This window comes from Kitasatospora sp. NPDC002040 (assembly GCF_040296785.1).
In the GTDB taxonomy this organism is placed as follows: domain Bacteria; phylum Actinomycetota; class Actinomycetes; order Streptomycetales; family Streptomycetaceae; genus Kitasatospora.
This window is the reverse complement of the sequence record NZ_JBEOXV010000003.1, coordinates 166,085-191,671: the sequence shown is the minus strand read 5'-3', so window position 1 is coordinate 191,671 and position 25,587 is coordinate 166,085. Positions and strand designations below refer to the sequence as shown.

The following is a 25,587-nucleotide window of genomic DNA, read 5'->3' as shown; positions in this document are numbered from 1 at the left end:
GCGTTCCGGTCAACGCATCCCGTCGGCGGCCCCGGCCCGGTGTGAACGGGCCCGCGCCGGCTGTGAACGGAACTCCCGTTCGTGGGCCGTGAATCCGTCCGTACTGGTGACAACTCGCCGCGTCCGTGTGAATATTCACGGTCAACCAGGCAGACGGGAGTCGGCCATGCAGCAGACCGTCCAGCCCGAGCTGGCGGCGGTACTCCGTACCGGTCCGTTCCACCTCGCGCTGCGCGCCGCGATCGGCGCGCGCGGGCTCGCCCTCAGCCGGCTGCGGCAGCACCTGGCCCAGCGCGGTGTCCAGGTCGGCGTGACCAGCCTGAGCTACTGGCAGCAGGGCCGGCGCCGCCCCGAGCGGGCCGAATCCCTGCGCGCGGTAAGGGTGTTGGAGGAGGTCCTGGAGCTCCCCGAGCACTCGCTCACCCGGCTGCTCGGTCCCCGCCAGGCCCCCGCGGGCCCCACCTCCCCCGCCACCCGCCCCTACCGCGACCTGATCGCCCCCGCCGCCGCCGTGGACGGCCTGCTCGCCACCATCGCCGGACCGCGCGACACGGGCCTGCACACCGTCACCCACATCGAGCGGGTCCGGATCGGCGCCGACCGGCAGATGGTCCGCCGCGACTCCCAGCACGCCCTACGGGCCCACCGCGACGGCATCGACCGCTACCTCGCGCTCTACCAGGGCGACCCCGGCTGCGACATCACCCGGGTCGCCGTCCGGGCCGAGGAGAACTGCCGCCCCGGCCGGATCCGCCGCGACCCCGGCGCCGAACTCCTGGTCGCCGAGCTCCTGTTGGACCGCCGCCTGCGCACCGGCGACACCCACCTGCTCGGCTACGGCTTCGACGACGCCCCCGCCGCCGGCCCCAGCTGCGAGTACGTCCGCGGCTTCAACTCCGGCGCCGGCCAGTACGTCCTCCAGGTCACCTTCCACCCGGACGCCCTCCCGGTCCGCTGCCACCGCTTCGCCTCCCGCACCCCGGGCGGGGAGCCGTACGAGACCGAGGAGCTGACCCTGGACGGCCACCACTGCGTCCACCTGGTGGCCGGCGCACTGACGCCGTGCCTGCTCGGCATCCGCTGGGACTGGGACTAGCCGGCACCGGGGCCGAGGGACGGATCCTGGTGACGCCCCTCCTCCGCCCCGGTCTCAGGCCTCGAAGCTCAGGCTGACGCAGTCCTCGACCGGCCGGTACCCCAGCTTCCGGTAGATCGAGTTGCTGGTCGGATTGGCCAGGTCGGTGAAGAGCAGCACCTCGTCCGCACCAGCCGCCAGCGCGTGGGCGGACCCTGCCGCCACCACCCCGCTCGCGTACCCCCGCCCCCGGTGCTCGGGCGGCGTGTAGACCGGCCCGATCCGCGACATGCCGCCGATCACCGCACTGACGGCGGCGAAGGAGACCGGCACGCCCTCCTCGTCCTCCCAGACGTGCAGGTCCCCGGCGGCGGTGCGCCGTTCGACCGTGGGCCGGTGGTTCTCGCCGGGAACGGCGAGTTCGGCCTCCGCGACGAAGGCGGAGAACCACTCCACCAGCAGGTCGGCGTCCGCCGCCGTGGCGGGCCTGACCCTGCCGCCGGGCAGCGGCGAAGGGTCGACCAACTCGCCCAGCCGGTAGAGCCGTTCATTGGCCATCAGGGTGGACCGCTCCGGCCGCGCCGCCGCGAACGCGGTCGCCTGCGCCAGCCCGCCGCCGATCCCGGGCAGCTCGACCCCGGCCAGCGCCAGCGCCAGTTCGGCCCCGGCCCGCTCCGGCATCCGGCCGAGCCGCAGCGCGTACGGCGGCGTCCGCAGGAACGCCCCCGCGACGGGTGCGTCCGGCGCCGGACGCCACCAGCCGAACTGCGGATCGTCCGGGCCGAAGACGTGCGGGCCGTTCGTGGTGATGCTGTGCAGCACGGTCAGCAGCACGGTGTTCTCGGCCCGGTGGGCGGCGAGGAAGTCACCGGCCTGCGCGCGGAAGTCGTCCGGGGAATCACTGAGGGTCCAGGTCATGAGGCATCCTGGCTGCTCCCCGGCCGCTCCCGCACCTGCTTTAACCCCCCGCTTCAGCTCCCCGCTTCAACTCCCGCGCCACCGACCCGGACGCCGAGCTTCGCGGCCAGCTCCGCCGGGTCCGCGGTCGGGGCGTCGCAGCTGAAGTGGTGGCAGACGTACGCGGCCGACTCGCCGTCCAGCAGCGGCCGGTCGGCCAGCAGCGGCACCTCGGTGGAGCCCGGCTCGCCGACCGCCACCACCGCGCCCGGGGCGGTGCCCAGCAGAGCGGTCCGGTGCAGCAGCGCGGTCTCCGCCACGTCGGCCCGGCCGACCACCGCCACCTCGCGCGGCCCGTCGGCCAGCGCCTCGGCGGCGGCCAGACCCCAGCCGATGAACCGGGGTGCCCGGCTGCCCAGTGCGCCGACGATCGCCAACCCCCGCTCGGCGGCGGTCCGGTGGCGCTCCGAGCCGGTGTACGCGGCGTAGCCCAGCAGGGCCGCGGCGGCGGCCGTCCAGCCCGAGGGGGTGGCGTTGTCGGTCGGGTCCTGCGGGCGGCGGATCAGCTGCTCCGCGTCGTCCGCCGTGTCGTACAGCGCCCCGGACGCAGTGTCGACAAAGTGACCCAGCACGGTGTCCAGCAGCCCGCCGGCCAAGCCGAGCCACTCGGCGTCACCGGTCACCGCGTACAGCGCGAGGAAGCCCTCGGCGGTGTCGGCGTAGTCCTCCAGCACACCCGCGTTGGCCCCGGCCCGGCCGTCCCGGGAGGTGCGCAGCAGGCGGCCGTCCTCGGTCAGGTGCACCGCCAGCAGCAGATCGGCGGCCCGGACGGCCGCCTCGACCAGGTCGGGCCGCTCCAGCAGGGCGCCGGCCTCGGCCAGCGCGGCGATCGCCAGCCCGTTCCAGGCCGCCACCACCTTGTCGTCCCGGGCCGGGGCCGGCCGCAGCGCCCGCGCCTCCAGCAGCCGGGCCCTGATCCGCTCGTACGCCGCCCGGTCGACCGGGTCGGAGAGCAGCTGGAGCACCGAGGAGCCGTGCTCGAACGTCCCCGTCACCTCGAACAGCTCCACCGCGAGCGCCCCGTCCTCGGCGCCCAGCACCTCGGCCAGCTGCTCCGGCGTCCAGGCGTAGTACGCGCCCTCGGCGGACTTGCCGCTGGCCGGGTCCAGGCTGTCCGCGTCCAGCGCGGAGGCGAACCCGCCCTCGGGAGTGCGGAGTTCGGCGAGCAGGAAGTCGGCGGTCTCCAGCGCGATCCGGCGCGGCAGCTCCTCGCCGGTGGCCCGCCACAGGTGCAGGTAGACCCGGAGCAGCAGCGCGTTGTCGTACAGCATCTTCTCGAAGTGCGGCACCACCCACCCGGCGTCCACCGAGTACCGGGCGAAGCCGCCGCCGAGCTGGTCGTAGATCCCGCCCCGGGCCATCGCCTCGCAGGTGTGCCGGGCCATCTCCAGCGCCTCGGCCGAGCCGGTGCTCGCGTGGTGCCGGAGCAGGAACTCCACCGCCATCGACGGCGGGAACTTCGGCGCCCCGCCGAACCCGCCCCGCTTCGCGTCGTAACTCCGGCCCAGCTCGGCCGCCGCCTTCGCCAACTCCTCGGCCCCGGGCACCTGGTGCACCCCGCTGCCGACCCCGTACACCGAGGCCCGCTCCGCCAGGTCCGCCCGGATCCGCTCGGCCACCTCGCCGACCTCGTCCCGCCGGTCCCGCCAGGCGGCACTGACCCCCTCCAGCACCTGCCGGAAGCCGGGCATGCCGTGCCTCGGCTCCGGCGGGAAGTACGTCCCGAAGTAGAACGGGTCCTTCTCCGGCGTCAGGAACACCGTCATCGGCCACCCGCCCTGCCCGGTCGCCGCCTGCACCGCCTCCATGTACACCGCATCCACGTCCGGCCGCTCCTCGCGGTCCACCTTCACCGCGACGAAGTGCTCGTTGGCGTACCCGGCGATCGCCTCGTCCTCGAAGGACTCGTGCGCCATCACATGGCACCAGTGGCACGCCGCGTACCCGACACTCAGCAGCACCGGCACCCCGCGCCGCCGCGCCTCCTCAAAGGCCTCCGGCCCCCAGGGCCACCAGTCCACGGGGTTGTCAGCGTGCTGCAGGAGGTAGGGGGAGGTCGCATCAGCAAGCCGATTCATGGTTGACAGTCTGCCACCGGGCTCAGCGGGATCCACACAAGCCACTCGGCGGCCGGTAGGACCGTCAGGAGTCAGGCAGTGTCGCTCGGTTCGGCCGGCCGGCGCCACTCAGTGGCTTTGAAGCAGCCCATGAGCCAATGAGCTTCCGCCTCGTTGAGGATGATGTCACCGATCGACGGTACGAGACCGAAGCGGAGCATCCGCTCCTGTATGTGTACGGGCTCCCAGTCGAGATCATGATGGAGCAGTACAGCGAACGGCTCGCCGCGCTTCTGCCAGAAGACCATGGGCTCGCCATAGTCATTCTTGAACGGCTTGACGATGCCGGTCCGCGCGAACTCAACGTTCGCCATGTCCGCCCACCTGCCGACCCCCTCCCGCTCCCAAGCCAGGTATCCCCGCATGCTCCGCACGAATCCCTCAGACGTGGAATCGTCCAGCACGGACTCTCGTCGGATAACAACAGACTTCAGTGTCTTCCGTAGCGCTTTGGCTCGGCGGAGCTGACGGGTTGCGTTGGCCCAGAAGAGGCCACCTCGCTCTGGATCATGGACTACACAGAGGACAGGGAGACTGCCGTCACGCCAGTTGGCGCCGTGATCCCCGACCTGGACGCGGTGTCCTCGCCTAGTACGTGTCGAGATCCCGCCTTTGACCTGTACAGCCAGGGAGTCCGCCGTCCGCTGCCCGTCTTGAACGAAGGTGACGTGCAGGTCCTCCCCGTAATCGTTTGCGCCATCGATCTCCTGCACGATGTGGCCGTGCCGCTCCAGCAGCGAACGAACCTCGTTCACGGCCATGCGTCCAATACGCCGACTCTCGAGAACCTTTGGCATCTCGCCCCCTCCCAATCCGTTCGGCCAAGGCTAGGGCAGAGCACCGACGCGCAACCCGACTTCGGGGCCCCCGAGTTGGCACCGCAGTGTCGAGCGGCGAAGATCAGCTGGACGTCCAGTGGCCGGGATGATGCGGTCAGTGGGCGTCCGCGTCGGGCCGGGGCAGTTCGTCGAGGTCGAGGGTGTACGTGCGTCCGTCGGCCAGCTCGATGGGCAGCTTGCCAGAGCCGTACTTGTGCGTGTGAGCCGCGATGTAGCCGGAGCCGGTGGGCTGGGTGTGGACGACGACCTCGGCGGTGTACGGGTCCACCACCATGTAGACCGGGATGCCGTAGCGGCCGTACTTCGCGGTGCAGTCGTCGTAGTCCTTGCGCACGGAGGAGGCCGACACCACCTCGGCGATCAGCAGCACGTCCTCGAAGCCGTAGCGCTTGCCCTCCCGCTGAGCGTCCTCCCGCATGATCGCGAGATCGGGTGCGGAGTTCTCGTCGGCTGGGAAGTCGATGTAGACGTCGGAGACAGTCTTCGCATGACGCCCGAACGAGAGGATCGTGTCGTACTGCATCGACTTGATCGTGCTGGAGTGCTCTTCGCTCTGCGGAGTCATGACCACCTTCCCGTCGGTACCGAAGAAGACCACGTACCCAGCGGGGAACTCGGTGTGCATGACCGCGTCGACGCTCATCAACGGCTCCTTCCTGTCGCCTCTCAGGGTAGGACGCCACGGTCCCGCGCGGGGTCGACCTGAGGGCGCTCTGACGGGTGTCAGTCCTTGGGCTGCTCGGGCTCCTCGGTGAAGTTCACCCGGCCGAACTGCTTGTTCATGGACTTGACCAGGAACCAGGTGGCGATGGCGAGGGCGGCGAAGACCACGAAGCCGAGCAGGCCGGGGGTCACCTTGGCCTTGTCGTAGGCGAGGGCCGCGGAGGCGAGGTCGTTCAGGTGCATCGGGGTGCTCATGTCTCCCATGGTGACCCGGCCCTACACGGGCCGGGTCACCGGGGTGGGGCGTGTCGGGGCGTCAGGCGGTGGTGACGGGGGCGCGCAGGCCCGCGAACAGGTCGTCCTCGGGGAGGTCGGTGTCGACCAGCGAGCGGACCAGTTCGTAGTCCTCGGTCGGCCAGACCTTCTTCTGGACGTCCAGCGGGATGCGGAACCAGGGGCCGTCCGGGTCGATCTGGGTGGCGTGCGCGATCAGCGCGCGGTCCCGGGTCTCGAACCACTCGTCGCAGACCACCCGGGTGGTGATCTCGCGCTCCTTGCGGCCGCTCTCCTCCCAGCCGGCGATCCACTCGCCGTACGGGGACTCCAGGCCGTTCTCGACCAGGTAGGCGTGCATCGCCTTGATCCGGCCCATCGGGAAGCCGTGGTTGTAGTAGACCTTGGACGGCTGCCAGGGCGCGCCGGCCTCGGGGTAGGCGTCCGGGTCACCGGCAGCGTCGAAGGCCGCCATGGTGATCTTGTGGGTCATGATGTGGTCGGGGTGCGGGTAGCCGCCGTTCTCGTCGTACGTGGTGATCACGTGCGGACGGAACTCGCGGATCAGCTTCACCAGCGGGGCGGCCGCCTCGGCCACCTCCTGGAGCCCGAAGCAGCCCTCGGGCAGCGGCGGCAGCGGGTCGCCCTCGGGCAGGCCGGAGTCGACGAAGCCGAGCCAGGCCTGCTTGACGCCCAGGATCTCGCGGGCGGCGTCCATCTCCTTCCGGCGCACCTCGTGGATGTTCTCCTCGACCCACGGGTCGCCCTGGAGCTTGGGGTTGAGAATCGAGCCACGCTCACCGCCGGTGCAGGTGGCGACCAGCACGTCCACCCCCTGCGAGACGTACATGGCCATGGTGGCGGCGCCCTTGCTGGACTCGTCGTCCGGGTGCGCGTGCACCGCCATCAGTCGCAACTGCTCAGTCAACGCCTGGTTCCTTCCGGGAATCCATCCGGTTCGTCGGGCCGGTCCCCCGCCGCGTCCGGCGCGGATGCTGCCCTCCTATAGTGACTGACCGGAGGGCCCGTCCATTCCCCCGGTGGACCGTGGGCCCCTCGTCGAAAGGACTGAGCCGCCCATGGACTCCGGACGTACGACCACCGCACCCGCCCCGCAGGGCCGTTACGGCAAGCTGGGCAACCGCGAGGCCGACCGCCGGCTGCGGGTGATCGGCCTGGTCTGCGGGGTGCTGGGCCTGGCCCTGGTGGGCTGGATCGGTGCCGGGTACATCGCCAAGGGCTCGGTCATGAACGGTCTGCTGCCGGGCTTCCAGGTGGTCTCCGCCGAGGAGATGCAGGTGCAGCTCTCGGTGCACAAGGAGGACGGCACCGCGGGCGTCTGTACCGTCCGCGCGCAGTCCGAGGACGGCGGCGTGGTGGGACTGCACGACTTCCCGGTCCCCGCGGCCGGATCCCGCTACGACGAGGTGGTCACGCTGCGCACCACCGCTCGCGCCACCACCGCCGAGCTGCTCGGCTGCACGCCCGCCGAGTAATCCGTTCGGGCGCATATTCGACGGTCGGAACGGGCATCCGCACCGGGTGGCACCCGCCGGGGCGCCGCCGGAGCGCCGCCCGGGAGCCATCCGGACGTCGCCGGTGCGCCGTCCGGGCCCTCCCGCTCCGGTCGGGAAATTGTTAGGCTCGTGGTTTCGCCCCTCTCCGGCCGGACGGCACGAGAGCGGGCGTTGCTTTGTAGTACGACCCGTACGAGCAGTACGACCCGTTCCCGGCTGACACCAACCCTCAGCGCAGCCCAGCACCTACGAGGAGCACCTGTGACCCAGACCAGCGAGAACGTGACCTGGCTCACTCAGTCCGGCTACGACCAGCTCAAGGCTGAGCTGGACTACATGACGGGCCCCTGGCGGACCGAGATCGTGAAGAAGATCGAGGCGGCCCGCGAGGAGGGCGACCTCAAGGAGAACGCCGGCTACCACGCGGCCCGGGACGACCAGGGCAAGGGCGAGCTGCGGATCCGCCAGCTCACCCAGCTGCTGGAGCGCGCCAAGGTCGGCGAGGCCCCGGCGGACTCCGGCGTGGTGGCCCCCGGCATGGTCGTGACGATCGCCTTCGACGGCGACGAGGACGACACCATGCTCTTCCTGCTCGGCTCCCGCGAGATGGCGGGCGCGTCCGACGTGGACGTGTACTCCCCGCAGTCCCCGCTCGGCTCGGCCATCGACGGCAAGAAGGTCGGCGACGAGGCCCACTACGAGCTGCCGAACGGCAAGCGCGCCATGGTCAAGGTGATCGCGGCCAAGCCGCACGCCTGATCCGCCGCGAGCACCCCGCGACACGCCCGAGCGGCGGCCGCCCCCATCGAAGGGGACGGCCGCCGCTCGCGTACGTGACGGGTGCTCAGGCAGGGTGCCCGGGCAGGTGCTCAGGCAGGCGCTCAGCCGATGGCGGAGCGGTACTTGCGCACCGACAGCCAGGAGAAGAACGCCATGATCGCCAGCGACCAGAGCACCGAGAGCAGGATGGCGTTGTCCATCGGCCAGCCGCCGGAGACCGGGCCGACCTGGTTGCCGAACAGGTCCCGGCAGGCCTGCACGGTGGCGCTGAACGGGTTCCAGTAGGCGACCGCCTGCAGCCAGCCCGGCATCGAGCTGACCGGGACGAAGGCGTTCGAGATGAAGGTCAGCGGGAACAGCCAGATCAGGCCGGCCGAGGTGGCCGCCTCCGGGCTGCGCACCGACAGGCCGATCAGCGCGCCGATCCAGGAGAACGAGTAGCCCAGCAGGAGCAGCAGCCCGAACGCGGCCAGCGCCTTCGGGAAGCCCTCGTGGATCCGCCAGCCGACGATCAGCGCGACGATCGCCAGCACCAGCAGGGTGAAGGCGGTCTGCACCAGGTCGGCCAGCGTACGGCCGACCAGCACCGCGGAGCGGGTCATCGGGAGCGAGCGGAAGCGGTCCACCAGCCCCTTGGTCATGTCCTCCGCGATACCGGCGGAGGCGCCGGCCACCGCGAAGGTGACGGTCTGGGCGAAGATGCCCGCCATCAGGAACTGGGTGTACGAGTTGGCGCTCGCGGTGGTGCCGGGGATCTGGATCGCCCCGCCCATCACGTACGAGAACAGCAGCACGAACATCACCGGCTGCATGAGCCCGAAGACCACGATCTCGGGGATCCGGGTCATCCGGCGCAGGTTGCGCTTGGCGATCACCCAGGAGTCGTGCAGCATCGCGCTGATGCCGTGCCGCTGCTGGGGGACGGCCAGGCCGATCGCGTGCTCGGTGGCGGTGGTCATCAGGCGTCCTTCCCTTGGCTCTTGCGGCCCTTGGCGGGCTGCTGCTCGTCCTCGTCCTCGATCTCGCTGACGGTGGCGTGGCCGGTCAGCGAGAGGAACACGTCGTCCAGGGTCGGACGGCGCAGACCGATGTCGTCGATCTCGATCGAGCGGGCGTCCAGCTCGCGGATCACGTCGGCGAGCACCTTGGCGCCACCGCTGACCGGGACGGTGATCCGGCGGGTGTTCTTCTCCACCGACGGGTCGCCCTTGGCGTACGGGACCAGCGCGGCCAGCGCCTCGGTCACGTCGTCCCGGTTGTGGACCACCACCTCGACCCGCTCGCCGCCGATCTGGGCCTTGAGCTCGTCGGCGGTGCCGCGGGCGATCACCTTGCCGTGGTCGACCACCGCGATGTCGTGGGCGAGGCGGTCGGCCTCCTCCAGGTACTGGGTGGTGAGCAGCAGGGTGGTGCCCTGCTCGACCAGCGTCTCGATCACCTCCCAGAGCGCGAGCCGGTTCCGCGGGTCGAGGCCCGTGGTCGGCTCGTCCAGGAACATCACCGGGGGCCGGACCACGAGTGCCGCCGCCAGGTCGAGCCGGCGGCGCATGCCGCCGGAGTAGGTCTTGGCGGTGCGGTCGGCGGCCTCGGAGAGGTTGAACCACTCCAGCAGCTCCTTGGCGCGCGCCTTCGCGTCCCGGGAGCTCATCTGGTAGAGCTCGCCCACCATCTGGAGGTTCTCCCGGCCCGTCAGGTACTCGTCGACGGCGGCGTACTGGCCGGAGAGGCCGATCAGACTGCGCACCTTGTTCGGGTGCTTGAGCACGTCCACCCCGGCGACCACGGCGTGGCCGGAGTCGGGGCGGAGCAGCGTGGTGAGTACCCGGACCGTGGTGGTCTTGCCGGCGCCGTTCGGGCCGAGCAGCCCGAGAACCGTGCCCTCCGGGACGTCGAGGCTGACGCCGTCCAGGGCACGTACGTCACCGAAGGTCTTGACCAGGTTCTCGGCTTGGATGGCTGGCGCCATGAGCCTGCCTCATCTCCTCTGACGGTATGACTGATATGTCCACTTTGACCCGAGGGGAATACCCGGTCGAGCCGGGTTCCATGCCAGGAAGGGACATCTGAGACGCGATGCATCGCGAGAATGGCATCTCGCGATATATCGCGTCAAGGATCGGGCTCGCGGCGCGCTGGAGCAGCGCGGAGCCGACCCGCACCGACACCCTCTCAGCTGGGACTGACAACCGCCCCTGGTTTTCCTGTTACTGGGTCACCACGTAGGCCGCGTCCCGGAGTTCGCCCAGCACCAGGGCGCAGTGCTCGGGCCCCTTGGTCTCCAGGTGCAGGTCCACCTCGACCTCGGTCAGGCCGAGCCGGGGGTCGATCCGGACGTGCGCGATGTCCAGCACGTTCGCGTCCACCCGGGTCAGCACGGCCAGCAGATCGGCCAGCGCGCCCGGCTTGTCGGCCAGCCGGACCCGGAGCGACAGGTAGCGGCCCGCCGCCACCAGGCCGTGCCGCAGCACCCGCTGCATCAGCTGCGGGTCGATGTTGCCGCCCGAGAGGACCGCCACCACCGGCCCCTGGAAGCCGTCCGGCTGCTCCAGCAGCGCCGCCACCGGGCTCACCCCGGCCGGCTCCACCACCAGCTTGAGCCGCTCCAGGCCGACCAGCAGCGCCCGGGACAGTCCCTCCTCGGAGACCGTCCGGACGCCGTCCGCGAGGGTGTTCACCACCTCGAACGGAATGTCACCCGGACGGCCCACCATGATCCCGTCCGCCATGGTGGCGAACCGCTCCAGCGAGACCGGCCGCCCGGCCGCCAGCGAGGGCGGGTAGGCGGCCGCGTTGGCCGCCTGCACCCCGATCACCTGGACGTCCGGACGCAGCGGCTTGACCGCCGCCGCGATCCCCGCCAGCAGCCCGCCGCCGCCCACCCCGACCAGGATGGTGCGGACCTCCGGGCACTGCTCCAGGATCTCCAGGCCGACGGTGGCCTGACCGGTGATCACGTCCCAGTGGTCGAACGGGTGGATGAACACCGCACCGGTCGCGTCCGCGTAGCCCTGCGCCGCCCGGAGCGCCTCGTCCACCGTGCTGCCGTGCAGCCGGACCTCGGCGCCGTAGTCCCGGGTCGCGGCCACCTTGGGCAGCGGGGCCGCCAGCGGCATGAAGACGGTCGACCGCACGCCCAGCAGCGACGCCGCCAGTGCCACCCCCTGGGCGTGGTTGCCCGCGCTGGCCGCCACCACGCCGCCGGCCCGCTGCACCGGCGAGAGGCCGGCGATCCGGACGTACGCGCCGCGGAGCTTGAACGAACCGGTGCGCTGCAGGTTCTCGCACTTGAGGTGCACCGGGGCGCCGATCAGGCCGGAGAGGTAGCGGCTGCTCTCCATCGGGGTGACGCGGGCGACGCCGGCCAGCATCTTGTGGGCGCCGCGGACGTCGTCGATGGTGATCGGCCAGTTGTGCATGGTGCCTCTCGCAGAGCGTTCAGTTGCAAGGTCCAGGGGCCCGGGGAGCGGCAGGCGGAGTGCCGCCGCTCCCCGGGCCCCTGTCTTCCGACCGCGGGTGCCGCTAGCCGAGGGCGCGGGTCAGGTCGGCGAGCAGGTCGTCGACGGACTCGATGCCGACGGAGACCCGGATCAGGTCGGCCGGGACCTCCAGGGCGGAGCCGGCCACCGAGGCGTGGGTCATTCGGCCGGGGTGCTCGATCAGCGACTCGACGCCGCCGAGGGACTCGCCCAGGGTGAACAGCTCGGCCCGGTTGCAGACGTCGACCGCGGCCTGCTCGCCACCGGCGACCCGGAACGAGACCATCCCGCCGAAGGCCTTCATCTGCTTGGCGGCGATGTCGTGGCCGGGGTGCGAGGCCAGGCCGGGGTAGAACACCTGGGTGACCTTGGGGTGCGAGGTGAGCAGCTCGGCGATCTTCTCGGCGTTGGCGCTGTGGCGGTCCATCCGGACTCCGAGGGTCTTGATGCCGCGCAGCACCAGCCAGGCGTCGAACGGGCCCGAGACCGCGCCCATCGCGTTCTGGTGGTACGCCAGCTCCTCGCCGAGGCCGGCCTCGGCCGCCACCAGGGCGCCGCCGACCACGTCCGAGTGGCCGCCCATGTACTTGGTGGTGGAGTGCACCACCACGTCGGCGCCGAGCGAGAGCGGCTGCTGCAGGTAGGGGCTGGCGAAGGTGTTGTCCACCACCAGCAGCGCACCGGCCCGGTGGGCCACGTCGGCCAGGCCGGCGATGTCGGAGATGCCGAGCAGCGGGTTGGACGGGGTCTCCACCCAGACGGCGCGGGTGGTCGGGCGGATCGCGTCCCGGACCGCGGCGAGGTCCTGGGTGTCCGCCACCGAGAACTCGACGCCCCAGCGGGTCAGCACCTTGGCGAACAGCCGGAAGGTGCCGCCGTAGGCGTCGTTGGGGATGACGATGTGGTCGCCCGGCTTCAGCACGGTGCGCAGCAGGGTGTCCTCGGCGGCCAGGCCGGAGGCGAAGGCGAGGCCGCGGGCGCCGCCCTCGATCGCGGCGAGGCACTCCTCGAGGGCGGTCCGGGTGGGGTTGGCGGAGCGGCTGTACTCGTAGCCGTTCCGCAGGCCGCCGACGCCGTCCTGCTTGTACGTGGAGACCTGGTAGATCGGTGTGACGACGGCCCCGGTCTGGGGGTCTGCTTCCTGCCCCGCGTGGATGGCGAGAGTCTCGAAGCCCTGGGGAAGCTGGTGCTCGGTCATACCGCTGAGCCTAGGGCCTCCCTGACGGTTCCCGCCGGATCGGCGAGGCGGCTACGATCTCCACTTCTCGCACACATGTCCAGGCCGCGGGCGGACGGATCGTCAGGACCGCACAACTGAACCACCGGAGTCGTACGTGCTCTTCCTCACCATCGCGGTCATCGGACTGCTGTTCACCCTCTACAAGTCCTGGAAGTCCAAGCGGGACAACGGCCGCAGCCACGCCGAGCTGCTGGCCGACCCGGACCGCGCCTCCCGGTTCGGGCTGGTGCCCAACCAGGGCCTGGTGCTCGGCCGGACCACGCTCGACGACGACGGGCGCGCGGCCCTGGCCGCCACCCGGGAGGGCCGCTGGCAGGAGGCCGCCGCCTACGTCGCCGCGGCCGGCACCGACTGGGACGAGCGCTGGGAGCGGATCGAGCTCTTCATCAACTCGGCCGCCCAGGACGACCGCTGGCTGAACGCCTGGCGCCGGGAGCGGCCGTCGGACTCCGACGCCGCCTCGCTGCAGGTCAACGCGCTGGTCCACGCGGGCTGGGCGATCCGCGGCTCGGGTTTCGCCGACACCGTCACCGACGAGATGCGCGACGGGTTCCGGCGCAAGCTCAACGAGGCCACCGAGGTCGCGGCCGAGGCCGTCCGGCTCGCCGCGGCCGAGGACCCGGCCCCGTACCTGGCCCAGCTGGCGCTGGCCCGCGGGGACAACTGGTCGAACGAGCGCTTCCAGGAGTTCTGGGCCGAGCTGGTCAAGCGGACCCCGCTGAACCGGGACGCGCACTGGCAGGCGATGCAGTACTGGTGCCGCAAGTGGCACGGCAGCAACCCGCTGATGCACACCTTCGTGGACAGCGCGATCGCCGCCGCCCCGGCCGGCAGCCTGCTCAGCACCCTCAAGCTGGACGCCCTGGGCGAGCAGTATGACAACGCCGAGACCCTGGACAACGCCACGCTGCGGGACGCCGTGGACACCGTGCTGGCCGACATCGCGGCCGCCCGGCCCGACCACCCCGAGCTGGCGACCGCCCGCGGCATGGTGCTCCGCTTCCTGGCCGGCCAGGGCCGGCACTCCGAGGCGCTGGCCCAGTTCCAGGCGCTCGGCCCGATCATCCCCACCCCGTTCCTGCGCTCCGGCAACGGCCCGGACGAGTTCGTCGAGCTGCGCGCCCGCACCGTGGTCGCGCTCGGCGGCAAGTAGCCGACGGGCGTCCGGCGGGCCGTCCGGCGGAATCCGGGCGGCCCGCCGGGCGTTGGAACCGGTACCGTCACCCCGACCCTGGGAGCAGGCCGTGCTGTTCAACCGTCACAAGAGCGAGCTCGTCACCGCCGAGCAGGCGCTGCCCGGCCGGGCTGCCCCGCTGTTCACCCTGACCGAGCCGCACACCGTGCTCGGCACCCCGCTGGAGGGCCCGTACCCGGCCGGTCTGGCGGTGGCGGACTTCGGGCTCGGCTGCTTCTGGGGGGCGGAGCGGAAGTTCTGGGAGCTGGACGGCGTCTGGACCACCCTGGTCGGCTACCAGGGCGGTCACACCGCGCACCCGACGTACGAGGAGGTGTGCAGCGGGCTGACCGGGCACACCGAGGCCGTCCGGGTGGTCTACGACCCGGCGCTGGTCTCGTACGAGGCGCTGCTGAAGACCTTCTGGGAGGCGCACGACCCGACCCAGGGCTTCCGCCAGGGCAACGACCGGGGCACCCAGTACCGCTCCGCCGCGTACACCCACTCCCCGGCCCAGCTGGCCGCCGCCGAGGCCTCCCGGGAGGCCTTCCAGCCCGCGCTCGACGCGATCGGGCTGGGCCCGATCACCACCGAGATCGGCCCGGCCGGCCCGTTCTACCCGGCCGAGGCCTACCACCAGCAGTACCTCTCGGACGCCAAGAACCCGAACGGCTACTGCGGTCTCGGCGGCACCGGCGCCAGCTGCCCGATCGGCGTGGCCCGCACCGGGGCCTGAGGCCGCGGCGGGTACGCGCGAAGGCCCCGCCGGGAGACCGGCGGGGCCTTCGTCATGGCGCGGGGATCAGCTGGTGCTGCCGAGCAGCTTCTTGATCTGCTCGTAGCCCATGCCGCTCTGGTTCAGCATCTTGATCTGCGCCTCGGGGATGCCCTTGGCCGCCAGCTCCTTGATCTGGGCCTCCGTCAGCGGGGCCGCGGCCGGCTTGCTGCCGATCTTGGGCTTGATGCCGGTGGAGGAGCCCAGCATCGAGGAGACGATCTGCTCGAAGTCGGACATGGCGAACTTGGTGGCGCCCTCGGGTGCCTTCGGGGCCTCGGCCGCGTCCTTGCTGAAGGTCACCTTGACCGGCAGGTGCGCGTCGGCCGGCAGGTCGGCGTCGACCTGGGCCAGGTCGAACGAGATCGCCGAGACCGAGCCGTCCTTGACGAAGACGTCGAGGCCGATCTTCTTGTCCGGGATGTCGGTCGGCGCGGCGCTGGGCAGCTTGTCCAGGCCCGGGACGTCCTTGAGGACCGGCCGGACGCTCTTCAGCAGGTCGTCCGCGAGGGCCTTGGCCGGGGCGGCGACGTAGATGTGGTCGGCGCCGTCCTGCTTGCCCTTGTCCTCGAAGGTGACGTTGCGGGAGAGGACGTCCTTGACCGTGTTGACCAGGCCGGAGGCGACCTTCGGGTCCACCGACGGGGCGGCCGAGGCGCCGCCGGTCTTGGCACCGGCGGCCTTGGTCGCCTGGTCCGCGAACTCCTTGAGGGTCTTGCCCTCGATGGAGATCCACTTGCCGGCGACCGCGTCCTGGACCACCTTCGGGAAGGCGCGGGCGGCGTCCTTGAGCTCACCGGCGTTCTCGCCGGCCAGCTGGGCGATGCCGTCGACGTCGGCCTTCACGTAGAAGTTGCCGTCGACCCAGCGCAGGTCGGCGTAGCTCTTGCCGCTCTTGCCGGCCAGCGCGTACGCGACGTCGAAGCCCGGGTCCTGGCCGAGCGCGTTGAACGGGTCGGCGCCGGACTGGGCGTCCTTGAAGGACTGGATGTCCTTCAGCGGCTTGTCCGCGCTGACCGCGACCGAGATCTTCAGCTCGGCCATCAGCTCGGCGGTCTTGCGGTCCATCGGCTTGCCCTTGGAGCTGGCGAGCTTGTCGAAGGCGAGGATCTCGTCGGCGGTGGCGCCGAAGGAGAGCTCGGCCTTGAGGGTCTTGCCGTCGGTGATCCGGCCGAACGCGTCGGAGACCTTCTCGGCGGCGGTGAGCTGCTTGACGGTGCCGCAGGCGGCGAGGCCGGTGGCCAGAACGACGGTACAGGCGGTCGCGGCGACGGCCCCCCGGACCGTGCGGCGCATGGTGGTGTTGATGGAAATCCCCCCGTAAGGCTGCGCCCCGGCGACGTGTACAACCCGGGCGGCAAGGCTTGGCTGCTCTGGATACGGTGCCCAGACAAGCAGCTTTCACCCGCCGGGGCACCCCGATTTCGCCGCTCGTGGCGGAATCGGGACGTGCCCCGTAATTTATCCGGCTCTTATGACAAGTCGGACACCGGGCTCAGACCGCGCTGCCGGCCTTCCAGGTCGCCCAGTCCATGTTCCAGCCGTTCAGGCCGTTGGCCGGATCGACCGTCCGGTCACCGGAGTTGACCACCTCGACCACGTCGCCGACGATCGAGCCCGCGTAGAACTTCGCCCCGTTGGTGTTCGGGTCCGAAGCGCCCTTGGTGTCCTTGAGCGCGATGCAGCCGTGGCTGGTGTTGGCGTTGCCGAACTGCGAGTTCGGCGACCAGTAGTTGCCGTGGATGAAGGTGCCCGAGGTGGTCAGCCGCTGCGCGTGCGGCACGTCCGGGATGTTGTACTCGTCGCCCAGGCCGACCGTGGCGGAGTCCATCTTGGTCTGCTGGTACTGCTCGGAGATGACCAGCTTGCCGGCCCAGGTCCGGTGCTCGGGGGCGCCGCCGATGATCGGGTAGGTCGCGGTGACCACGCCGTCGGTGGTGACGGTGAGGGTGTCGGCGGCGAGGTCGGCCACGCTGGTCTGGCTGCGGCCGATGGTGAAGACCACGTCCTTGGACTGGGTGCCGTAGACGCCCTTGGCGCCCTCCACGTCCTTCAGCCGGAGCTGGAGGGTGACCTTGGTGCCCTTGGCCCAGTACTGCTGCGGGCGGAAGTCCAGCCGGGTGCTGGAGAACCAGTGCCCGACGATCTCGACGCCCGGCGCGGCGGTCACCATGATCGCCTGCTGGACCGCCTTCCGGTTGGTGACCGCCTTGTTGAAGTTGATCGAGACCGGCATGCCCACCCCGACCACCGCGCCGTTCTCGGGGGTGAAGTAGCCGATGAAGGTGTTGGCCGGCGAGGCGGTGCCGAACTTGGTGTTCGCGTCCGCCTCCAGCTTGTCCTTGTCGACCGCGACGACCGCGACGGTGTACTTGGTGCCGCTGGCGAGCGGCCCGGTGGAGGCCCAGCTCGCCGCGTCCGCGGCGAGCTGCCCGGGTATCTCCTTGCCGTCCTCGCCGGTGACCTTGACCGAGCTCAGCTTCCCGTCGGCCACGGTGACCTGGACCGGATCGGTGAACGAGGCGTCCGTCACACCGTCGGCCGGAGCGACGGTGATCTTGGCGACCGAGGTCTTCGGCGAGCTGCTGCCGCCGGCGCTGCCGCCCGCACCGGCGCCGCCCTGGTCGGAGTCGTTGCAGGCCGCCAGGAGCAGCACCGGGGCGCCCAGCATGCCCGCCAGCATCCCGCGTCGGCTCCAGCTGCGGCCGGGGGTGGAGCGCTGCTCATCGGCTGACGTCACGGTGGGTCTCCCTGCTCTTCACCTGCGGGCGTTACGGATACAAACAACGCAATCCAGGACGAAGCGGTTCCGTCACCAAACGGTTGAGATCGTATGAGACTACTGAAGAACCCGCCATAACGGACGAATCGCCCGCCCGGAGCAGTCCGGACGGGCGATCGGTGGTGCGGGGCCGGCTACTCGACGGCGTACTCGTCCCAGTTCTCGTCGGCCGGGTCGAACTCGGTCTGGGCGGACTCCCAGGTGGCCGAGGTCAGCTCGATGCCGGGAACCTCGCCGAGCAGCGCCACCGGGTCGATGAAGTGCGCGAGCGAACCGGACGGGTCCACCTCGATCGCCTCCACCGACTGGGTGCGCTCCTCGTCGTCCAGGTACTCGTCGCTCTGCACCTGGGCGAGTGCGGCGGCCTTCAGGGCCTGCTCGTCGGTGATCTCGGCGATGATCTCGATGCTGAGGCGTACGTAACGCGGGGCGTCCTGCTCGGGCAGGTCAGTGCTGGTCATGTGTGCGAGCGTAGGCGAGCCCGGGCGCTGCCGGGAAACCGGGATGAACAGGCAGGGCCGGCCCCCGGATACCGGGGACCGGCCCTGCCGTCTCCGTCCGACTCCCCCACCCGGGAGCCACGGAGACGCGCCTTGCGGCGCGGTAGGTGCCGCAGGAGCCGCCTCACCCTGGTCCCGGTCGAGACCGGTGCCAGGGGCGGGACGACGACAGCCCCTACGGGCGGACACGGCGGGCCGGGTCAGGGCCGACCGACGTGTCCGTGGTGACCGCAGTACCGGGGAGCCGCTCCCGACCTCTGCTGTCACCGTGCTCGGCGTCTTGCCGTGACCACTACATTGCCCGAGCCGTGTTAAGCCCGTGCTGCGTGGAGGTGACGCCGGTGTACCACTTCGTGGGAGGACGGATCCTCACCCCGGCGGCGGCCCGGGCGGGCTGACGACGGGTCAGTGGCCGGCCCGGCTGGCCAGGAAGGCCAGCAGGTCGTGGCTGGTCACGATGCCCTGCGGCTTGCCCTCGACCAGCACCACGGCGGCGTCGGACTTCTCCAGCACGGTCATCAGGCTGGTCACCGTCTCGCCGGAGCCGACCACCGGCAGCGGCCTGGACATCACGCTCTCCAGGCTGTCGGTGAGCGCGATCCGCTGGGTGAACAGGCCCTCCAGCAGCTCCCGCTCGACCACCGAGCCGATCACCTCGCCCGCCATGATGTCGGGGTGCCCGGCGCCCGGGGAGACCACCGGCATCTGCGAGACGCCGAAGTCGCGCAGCACCCGGACGGCCTCGGCGACCGTCTCGCTCGGGTGCATGTGGACGAACTGCGGGACGCCGCTGTGCTCGATCGCGTCCTTGCGGGCCAGCACCTCGGCGATGTGCGCCTCGTCGGTCCCGGACGGCAGGAAGCCGTAGTCGGCCATCCAGTCGTCGTTGAAGATCTTCGAGAGGTAGCCGCGGCCGCCGTCGGGCAGGATCACCACGACCACGTCGTCCGGGCCGAGCCGCTTGGCCACCTCCAGCGCGGCCACCACGGCCATCCCGCAGGAGCCGCCCACCAGCAGGCCCTCCTCCTTGGCCAGCCGGCGGGTCATCTGGAACGAGTCCTTGTCCGAGACGGCCACGATCTCGTCCGCGACGTTCCGGTCGTAGGCGGTCGGCCAGAAGTCCTCGCCGACGCCCTCGACCAGGTACGGGCGGCCGGTGCCGCCGGAGTAGACCGAGCCCTCGGGGTCGGCGCCGATCACCTTGACCGCGCCGCCGGAGGCCTCCTTGAGGTAGCCGCCAGTGCCGGAGATGGTGCCGCCGGTGCCGACGCCCGCGACCAGATGGGTGATCTTCCCCTCGGTCTGCTCCCAGAGCTCGGGGCCGGTCGAGTGGTAGTGCGAGGCCGGGTTGTCCGGGTTGGAGTACTGGTCCGGCTTCCAGGCGTTCGGGGTCTCCCGGACCAGGCGGTCGGAGACGTTGTAGTAGGAGTCCGGGTGCTCGGGGGCGACCGCGGTCGGACAGACCACCACCTCGGCGCCGTAGGCCCGCAGGGTGTTGATCTTGTCGGTCGACACCTTGTCCGGACAGACGAAGATGCAGTGGTAGCCCTTCTGCTGGGCCACGATCGCCAGGCCGACGCCGGTGTTGCCCGAGGTGGGCTCCACGATGGTGCCGCCCGGCTTGAGGGCGCCGGACGCCTCGGCGGCCTCGATCATGCGCATCGCGATGCGGTCCTTGATCGACCCCCCGGGGTTGAAGTACTCGACCTTCGCCAGCACGGTGGCGCTGATGCCGTCGGTGACCTTGTTGAGCTTCACCAACGGCGTGTTGCCGACCAGGTCGATGATCGAATTGTGGTACCGCACGGGGGTCCTCCCGGTCTGGGGCGCTACGACAGCTATGAGTACTTCAAAGCCTAGGGCGTCTCAAGGGATGGACGCGCACCTGCGGGACTTCCCGCCCCGATGGGTCCCGCTTCCGGCCCGTTCACCCGCCGGATGGGCGATGCTCCCCGATAGGCCCCCGGTTCGCTGGGTACCTAAGAGGGACAGAGCACTGGCGGCGCCCCGGATGGGGCCAGGTGAAGGGGGTCCGGGGTGGCAGGGGCACAGGTGTCACGAGCCCGCGTGGCCCGGCGGATCGCCACGGCGGCCGCGTACGGCGGCGGCGGGCTGGGGCTGATCGGGGTCGGGCTGATCGGCCTGCTGGTGACCGAGAGCAAGCTGGCGATCCGGGCGGTCGGGCTGCTGGAGGGCGACCCGCCACACGCGGACGGGGTGTACGGGGCGGCCTTCGCCGACCCGGCGAGCGACCAGCCGCCGCTGGTGCTCGCCTTTCTGGGTGATTCCACGGCCGCCGGGCTCGGGGTCACCCGGGGGCAGGAGACCCCCGGCGCGCTGCTCGCGGCCGGGCTCGCCTCGGTGGCCGAGCGCCGGGTCCGGCTGGTCAACGTGGCCCGCTCCGGCGCGCAGTCCGGCGAGCTGGCGGGCCAGCTGGAGCTGGCCCTGCCGCACCGGCCCGACCTGGCCGTGATCATCGTCGGCGCCAACGACGTCACCAAGCACACCCCCGCCGCCCTGGCGGTCCGTCAGCTCGGCGACACCGTACGGGCGTTGCGCGCCGCCGGCTGCCAGGTGGTGGTCGGCACCTGCCCCGACCTGGGCACCATCAAGCCGGTCCGGCCGCCGCTGCGCTGGGTGGCCCGGCGGCTCAGCCGCCAGCTGGCCGCCGCCCAGACCATCGCGGTGGTGGAACAGGGCGGCCGGACGGTGTCGCTCGGGTCGCTGCTGGGGCCGGAGTTCGCGGCCCGGCCGGAGATGTTCGCGGCCGACCGCTACCACCCGTCCGCCCAGGGCTACGCGACCGCCGCGATGGCCCTGCTGCCCTCGCTCTGCGCCGCGCTGGAGCTCTGGCCGGAGGAGTACGCGCCGCAGGCCGGGCCCGAGCAGGTGCTGCCGATGGCGGTGGCCGCGGCGGCCGCGGCCGGGCGCTCCGGCACCGAGGTGGCCGCCGCCGAGCGGCTGGGCGACCTGGGCCGGCGCTGGGCCGAGGTCAAGCTGCGGCTGCGGCTCGGCCTGCCGGACAGCGCCGAGCGCACCCCCGAGCCGGCGTCGGCCAACTCACACGCGGGAACGGGTGACGTTCGAGCTACTTAGCGGTAACTTTCCTCCCGGGCTGACCGCTTGAGCCGGAGTACGGTCGGACGTGAACGCCCCACCAGCCCGGAGCCACCCATCGAGGAGCCGTCATGCCCGAAGCCGTCATCGTCAGCGCCGCCCGTTCGCCGATCGGCCGGGCCTTCAAGGGCTCCCTCAAGGACATCCGCCCGGACGACCTGACCGCGCAGATCATCGGCGCCGCGCTGGCCAAGGTGCCCGAGCTGGACCCGCGCTCGATCGAGGACCTGATGCTGGGCTGCGGCCTGCCCGGCGGCGAGCAGGGGCACAACCTGGCCCGGATCATCGCGGTCCAGATGGGCATGGACTACCTGCCGGGCGCCACCGTCACCCGGTACTGCTCCTCCTCGCTGCAGACCACCCGGATGGCACTGCACGCGATCAAGGCGGGCGAGGGCGACATCTTCATCTCGGCCGGCGTCGAGACCGTGTCCCGCTCGGTCAACGGCACCTCGGACGGCATGCCGGGCACCCTGAACCCGCTCTTCGACGAGGCCGTGGCGCGCACCGCCGACCGGGCCGCCAAGGGCGGCGGCGAGTGGCACGACCCGCGCGAGGACGGCCGGGTGCCGGACGCGTACATCGCGATGGGCCAGACCGCCGAGAACCTGGCCGCGCTCAAGGGCATCACCCGGGCCGAGCAGGACGAGTTCGGCGTGCGCTCGCAGAACCTGGCCGAGGCGGCCATCAAGTCCGGCTTCTGGGCCCGCGAGATCACCCCCGTCACGCTGCCCGACGGCACCGTGGTGAGCACCGACGACGGCCCGCGCGCCGGGGTCACCCTGGACGCGGTCTCCGGCCTGAAGCCGGTGTTCCGCCCCGACGGCACCGTTACCGCCGGTAACTGCTGCCCGCTGAACGACGGCGCCGCCGCCCTGGTGATCATGTCCGACACCAAGGCCCGCGAGCTCGGCCTGACCCCGCTCGCCCGGGTGGTCTCCACCGGCGTCAGCGGCCTCTCCCCCGAGATCATGGGCTACGGCCCGGTCGAGGCCAGCCGCCAGGCGCTCAAGCGGGCCGGTCTGACCATCGACGACATCGACCTGGTGGAGATCAACGAGGCCTTCGCGGCCCAGGTCATCCCCTCCTACCGGGACCTGGGCATCCCGCTGGAGAAGCTGAACGTCAACGGCGGCGCGATCGCGGTCGGGCACCCCTTCGGCATGACCGGCGCCCGCCTCACCACCACCCTGATCAACTCCCTCCAGTGGCACGACAAGCAGTTCGGCCTGGAGACCATGTGCGTCGGCGGCGGCCAGGGCATGGCGATGGTGATCGAGCGCCTGAGCTGAGAGTGACACGACAGGTACACACCACCCGTTTGGCGTGACCCTGTGTAATTGAGGGCCGGATCACATCGGAATCGTGGTCCGGCCCTCCGCACGCCCTTTCGGAACCGTTTTGTCGACGCCCCGAAGTCGGTCAACTCCGCTGCGTAGAACGGGACTACCTAACAATTTGAGGACAAGGGCGAAAGTCACGTACAAATCGGACATCTGCCACTGCAGTAACTCGCCCCCATGCGGCAGTGTGGAGAGGTAACCCCGTTCCGCTCCTCGCTAGGAGTACGTTCCGTGAGCGTCGTGTACATCTCCCTGCTGCTGGTCCTGATCGCCCTCTGCGCCGCCGTGCTGTTCCAGCTGCGCAGCCTCTCCCGTCGGCTCGCCACCCGGTCCGAGACGTCAAGTGCCGCCGCCCCGGCCCTGGTTGACGAAGCCGTGATCCGTCGCGCGGTCAACGAGGCGCTCGCCGCCGACCGCGAGCGGGAGATAGCCGAGGCCCGGGCCTTCTGGGCCGAGCAGGAGGCCAGGGCCACCGAGGACGCCCCGCTCTTCGACTCGCCCTTCACCAGCACCGGGCTGAGCGCCGCCGAGGAGTGGCCGCTGTTCTTCCCGCGGCCGACCGGCCCGCAGGACGCGGCCGACCACGCCGGCACCATGGACCCCGAGTTCGGCGAGGCGCTGCGCTCCGCGCTGGAGGACCTGATCGGTGAGGACGGCGGCACCCCCGCCGCCCGCCCGTCGGCCGCCGGCGGCCACCCCGCCGGTGCCGGACACCCCGCCGCCGGCGGCCACCCGGCCGGTGGCGAGACCGCGGGCGAGGCCCGGGCCCGCCGCGAGGCCGACCTGCTGGCGACCGGCCTGGAGGCCGGGCTGCTGGACCCCGAGCCGGCCGTGGACGCCGACCCGGTGCCCGCGCCCGACCCGCGCCGCCACCCTTCGCACCCCGACTTCGTGCCGAGCCAGACCCCGTCCCGCGAGTGGACCGACACCCGGCTGACCTCGCTGGCCGAGGAGGCCGTCGCGCTCACCGACGTCCGGCCCGGCCCGCTCGGCACCCTGGACGTGTACGCCTTCGCCGACGGCACCACGCTCTGCGTCGCCCCCGGCGACCGGGAGGCCGCCTACCGCCTGATCGACGCCGTCCGGGCCGGTGAGGACGTCCGGCTGCTCGGCGGCTCCCGCTTCTCCGGCTCGTACTCGCTGACCTTCTCCACCGACGAGGAGACGGTCTACGTGCTGGCCGACCGGGTGGTCGCCAGCATCTGAGCCGCCTGCACCAGGGCCTGCACGCACGAAGGCCGGTCGAGTCCACGGGGTTGCGGACTCGACCGGCCTTCGTCGTGCGTTCAGGCGGTCAGGCGGTCGACCGCCTCGACCTCGGCCACCGCCGCGGCCAGCTCGGCCGGCCCGGCCACCGCCGCCAGCTCCCGCCCGGCCACCGCGAGCTGGTCGCCCACCGCGAACGGCCCGGCGTCCGGGAACTCCCGGGCCGGCTCCCCCGCCGCCGCCAGCGCCCGGCCGGCCAGCCCGGCCGCCAGCGCCAGCACGGCGGCGGCCCTGCTGGGGTGGCCGTCGACGGGCCCGAGCAGCCGGCTCTGCGGCATCGAACGGAAGCGGTCGGCCAGCCGGTCCACGGCGGCCGTCAGGGTCTGGGGATCTGCCATACCGCGAGCCTAGTCATGCGCCAGGGGCCCGGGGAACGGCGGCACCGGCCACCGGTCCCCGAGCCCCTGGCTGCGCCACGGCTCGGGAGCGACTAGTCGTCGCCGCGCAGGATCGCGATCAGGCGCAGCATCTCCAGGTAGATCCAGACCAGCGAGAGGGTCAGCCCGAAGGCCGCCCGCCAGGACTCTTGCTGCGGGGCGCCGCCCTGGATGCCCGCCTCGATCTCGGCGAAGTCCAGCGACAGGAAGAATGCGCCGAGCGCGATGCCGACAATGCCGACCAGGATGCCCAGCGGGCCCGAGCGCAGGCCCATGTCGGCGCCCAGCATCGAGGCCACCATGTTGATCAGCATCAGCAGCACGAAGCCCATCGCGATCGCGATGCCGATCCTGGTGTAGCGCGGGGTGACCCGGATCCGGCCGGACTTGTAGGCGATCAGCATCGCCGCGAAGACCGCCGCCGTGCCCAGCACGGCCTGGATCGCGATACCCGGCCAGATGGTGTTGAAGGCGTGGGTGACGGCGCCGAGGAAGAAGCCCTCCAGCGCCGCGTACGTGATGATCAGCGGGGCGCTGACGCTCCGCTTGAAGCTGATCACCATGCCGACCACGAAGGCCGCCAGGGCGGCGCCGATGGCCGGGCCGAAGTTGGCGGCGGGGAGTGCGAACCAGGCGATCGCGCCGAACGCGACCAGGGTCAGCAGGGTGAGCGCCGTCCGGGCGACCACGTCGTCCATGGTCATCCGGCCGGTCTGCAGCGGGCCGGCCGAAGGAGCCTGGTACATCTCGACCAGCTGCTCGTCCGTCAGCGGACCGCCCTGCGGCTGGGCGTAGGGGTTGTTGCCGTACGGGTTGCCGGCGCTCGGGGCCCCGGCGGCCGGGGTGCCGGTCTGCGCCGGACCGGTGTTGAACCCCGCGTAGCCGGTGCCGTTGTCGCGGGTGAAGGAGCCCTCCCGCGAGAAGACCGGGTTGCTGCTTCTCATGTCATTCCCTCCGGGGCAGCGTGGTGCCACCCGCACCGCTCCAGGGTAATGCCTTGGCAAAGGAAGAAGCCTACGCCGCGAGGATGATCTCGCCTGCCGCCACCGCGCGGACCGCGCGGTCGAACGGTGCCGCGGGGAGTGCCGCGGAAACTGGTGCCCGGGGCCGGACTCGAACCGGCACGGCCTCACGGCCAAGCAGTTTTAAGCTGCCCGTGTCTGCGTTCCACCACCCGGGCGGGAACCCCATCCGCCCCTGTACGGGCTACCCACGAGACTAGTCGCCCGGCGCGCTCTTTCGCACACTCTCCGCCCGCTAATTTGTCATGTTTCCTTGCCATCTGACGAATCGTCGGTGATTCGGCCACCATCCAT

24 protein-coding genes, 1 tRNA gene and 1 pseudogene are annotated in these 25,587 nt (G+C 71.5%); 8 read left to right on the top strand and 18 right to left on the bottom strand.

The genetic code is table 11. The features are described 5' to 3' along the window. Nucleotides 1-166 precede the first annotated feature (166 nt). Nucleotides 167-1,096, top strand: a complete 930-nt coding sequence (locus tag ABT118_RS11150; protein ID WP_350658898.1) for a hypothetical protein — start codon at nt 167-169, stop codon at nt 1,094-1,096. Nucleotides 1,097-1,150: 54 nt separating this feature from the next. Here ABT118_RS11150 and ABT118_RS11145 read toward each other — a convergent pair whose 3' ends face one another. The 7 genes and pseudogenes from ABT118_RS11145 to mca form a co-directional block, all read right to left on the bottom strand. Continuing rightward, complete coding sequence (locus ABT118_RS11145) at nt 1,151-1,993, bottom strand: GNAT family N-acetyltransferase (RefSeq protein WP_350658889.1); 843 nt, start codon at nt 1,991-1,993, stop codon at nt 1,151-1,153. 53 nt (nt 1,994-2,046) lie between these two features. Further along, a complete protein-coding gene (locus ABT118_RS11140) occupies nt 2,047-4,110 on the bottom strand; it encodes a thioredoxin domain-containing protein (RefSeq protein ID WP_350658867.1) in 2,064 nt (687 codons plus the stop codon). A gap of 71 nt (nt 4,111-4,181) precedes the next feature. Beyond that, a complete protein-coding gene (locus ABT118_RS11135) occupies nt 4,182-4,463 on the bottom strand; it encodes a hypothetical protein (protein ID WP_350665372.1) in 282 nt (93 codons plus the stop codon). Nucleotides 4,464-4,544: 81 nt separating this feature from the next. Further along, nucleotides 4,545-4,910 (bottom strand): annotated as a pseudogene (locus ABT118_RS11130) (DUF4365 domain-containing protein); the annotation flags it as partial. Between the two features lie 172 nt (nt 4,911-5,082). Further along, on the bottom strand, nt 5,083-5,631 hold the full coding sequence (locus tag ABT118_RS11125; protein WP_350658848.1) for a Uma2 family endonuclease: 549 nt from the start codon (nt 5,629-5,631) through the stop codon (nt 5,083-5,085). A gap of 80 nt (nt 5,632-5,711) precedes the next feature. Next, nucleotides 5,712-5,915, bottom strand: coding sequence for a hypothetical protein (locus ABT118_RS11120; protein ID WP_350658830.1), 204 nt, complete (start codon nt 5,913-5,915; stop codon nt 5,712-5,714). 52 nt (nt 5,916-5,967) lie between these two features. Continuing rightward, the gene (gene mca / locus ABT118_RS11115; protein ID WP_350658820.1) at nt 5,968-6,852 is read right to left on the bottom strand and encodes a mycothiol conjugate amidase Mca; all 885 of its coding nucleotides are present in this window, start codon (nt 6,850-6,852) and stop codon (nt 5,968-5,970) included. Between the two features lie 151 nt (nt 6,853-7,003). Between mca and ABT118_RS11110 the strand changes: the two genes are divergently transcribed. Further along, the gene (locus ABT118_RS11110) at nt 7,004-7,420 is read left to right on the top strand and encodes a DUF4307 domain-containing protein (RefSeq protein ID WP_350658801.1); all 417 of its coding nucleotides are present in this window, start codon (nt 7,004-7,006) and stop codon (nt 7,418-7,420) included. Nucleotides 7,421-7,702: 282 nt separating this feature from the next. Beyond that, a complete protein-coding gene (gene greA, locus ABT118_RS11105; RefSeq protein ID WP_350658791.1) occupies nt 7,703-8,200 on the top strand; it encodes a transcription elongation factor GreA in 498 nt (165 codons plus the stop codon). Between the two features lie 122 nt (nt 8,201-8,322). On the opposite strand, the gene ABT118_RS11100 is transcribed toward greA, so the two are convergent. From ABT118_RS11100 to ABT118_RS11085, 4 genes are all read right to left on the bottom strand, one after another. Beyond that, complete coding sequence (locus ABT118_RS11100) at nt 8,323-9,180, bottom strand: ABC transporter permease (RefSeq protein WP_350658778.1); 858 nt, start codon at nt 9,178-9,180, stop codon at nt 8,323-8,325. Then, nucleotides 9,180-10,187: an ATP-binding cassette domain-containing protein gene (locus ABT118_RS11095; protein ID WP_350658752.1), complete on the bottom strand. Its 1,008-nt coding sequence runs from the start codon at nt 10,185-10,187 to the stop codon at nt 9,180-9,182. Before ABT118_RS11095 ends, ABT118_RS11100 begins: the two co-directional genes overlap by 1 nt. Nucleotides 10,188-10,425: 238 nt before the next feature. After that, complete coding sequence (gene ilvA, locus ABT118_RS11090) at nt 10,426-11,637, bottom strand: threonine ammonia-lyase (RefSeq protein ID WP_350658728.1); 1,212 nt, start codon at nt 11,635-11,637, stop codon at nt 10,426-10,428. 103 nt (nt 11,638-11,740) lie between these two features. Next, nucleotides 11,741-12,895, bottom strand: a complete 1,155-nt coding sequence (locus ABT118_RS11085) for a cystathionine gamma-synthase (protein WP_350658714.1) — start codon at nt 12,893-12,895, stop codon at nt 11,741-11,743. Between the two features lie 136 nt (nt 12,896-13,031). Here ABT118_RS11085 and ABT118_RS11080 point away from each other — a divergent pair, with 136 nt between their 5' ends. Together ABT118_RS11080 and msrA are read left to right on the top strand one after the other, a co-directional pair. Further along, nucleotides 13,032-14,090, top strand: coding sequence for a hypothetical protein (locus ABT118_RS11080; protein ID WP_350658696.1), 1,059 nt, complete (start codon nt 13,032-13,034; stop codon nt 14,088-14,090). 91 nt (nt 14,091-14,181) lie between these two features. Further along, entirely contained in the window at nt 14,182-14,847 is a 666-nt protein-coding gene (gene msrA, locus ABT118_RS11075; protein WP_350658685.1) for a peptide-methionine (S)-S-oxide reductase MsrA, read from the top strand. Between the two features lie 66 nt (nt 14,848-14,913). Here the strand turns inward: msrA and ABT118_RS11070 are convergent, their stop codons facing one another. From ABT118_RS11070 to ABT118_RS11055, 4 genes are all read right to left on the bottom strand, one after another. Further along, on the bottom strand, nt 14,914-16,182 hold the full coding sequence (locus ABT118_RS11070; protein WP_350658665.1) for a hypothetical protein: 1,269 nt from the start codon (nt 16,180-16,182) through the stop codon (nt 14,914-14,916). 199 nt (nt 16,183-16,381) lie between these two features. Then, nucleotides 16,382-17,569 carry a L,D-transpeptidase gene (locus tag ABT118_RS11065; protein WP_350665031.1) on the bottom strand — a complete coding sequence of 396 codons (1,188 nt, stop codon included), beginning with the start codon at nt 17,567-17,569 and terminating at the stop codon, nt 16,382-16,384. A gap of 233 nt (nt 17,570-17,802) precedes the next feature. Further along, complete coding sequence (locus tag ABT118_RS11060; RefSeq protein ID WP_350658657.1) at nt 17,803-18,129, bottom strand: hypothetical protein; 327 nt, start codon at nt 18,127-18,129, stop codon at nt 17,803-17,805. 444 nt (nt 18,130-18,573) lie between these two features. Next, complete coding sequence (locus ABT118_RS11055) at nt 18,574-19,974, bottom strand: cystathionine beta-synthase (RefSeq protein WP_350658651.1); 1,401 nt, start codon at nt 19,972-19,974, stop codon at nt 18,574-18,576. 246 nt (nt 19,975-20,220) lie between these two features. Here ABT118_RS11055 and ABT118_RS11050 point away from each other — a divergent pair, with 246 nt between their 5' ends. From ABT118_RS11050 to ABT118_RS11040, 3 genes are all read left to right on the top strand, one after another. After that, entirely contained in the window at nt 20,221-21,264 is a 1,044-nt protein-coding gene (locus tag ABT118_RS11050) for an SGNH/GDSL hydrolase family protein (RefSeq protein ID WP_350658640.1), read from the top strand. Nucleotides 21,265-21,356: 92 nt separating this feature from the next. After that, complete coding sequence (locus tag ABT118_RS11045) at nt 21,357-22,577, top strand: acetyl-CoA C-acetyltransferase (RefSeq protein ID WP_350658631.1); 1,221 nt, start codon at nt 21,357-21,359, stop codon at nt 22,575-22,577. Between the two features lie 282 nt (nt 22,578-22,859). After that, nucleotides 22,860-23,834, top strand: a complete 975-nt coding sequence (locus tag ABT118_RS11040; RefSeq protein WP_350658616.1) for a hypothetical protein — start codon at nt 22,860-22,862, stop codon at nt 23,832-23,834. Nucleotides 23,835-23,914: 80 nt separating this feature from the next. Here the strand turns inward: ABT118_RS11040 and ABT118_RS11035 are convergent, their stop codons facing one another. From ABT118_RS11035 to ABT118_RS11025, 3 genes are all read right to left on the bottom strand, one after another. After that, a complete protein-coding gene (locus ABT118_RS11035) occupies nt 23,915-24,232 on the bottom strand; it encodes a hypothetical protein (RefSeq protein ID WP_350658610.1) in 318 nt (105 codons plus the stop codon). A gap of 92 nt (nt 24,233-24,324) precedes the next feature. Further along, nucleotides 24,325-25,215, bottom strand: coding sequence for a Bax inhibitor-1/YccA family protein (locus tag ABT118_RS11030; protein WP_350658602.1), 891 nt, complete (start codon nt 25,213-25,215; stop codon nt 24,325-24,327). 151 nt (nt 25,216-25,366) lie between these two features. Then, nucleotides 25,367-25,451 (bottom strand) — tRNA-Leu (locus tag ABT118_RS11025). Nucleotides 25,452-25,587 lie beyond the last annotated feature (136 nt).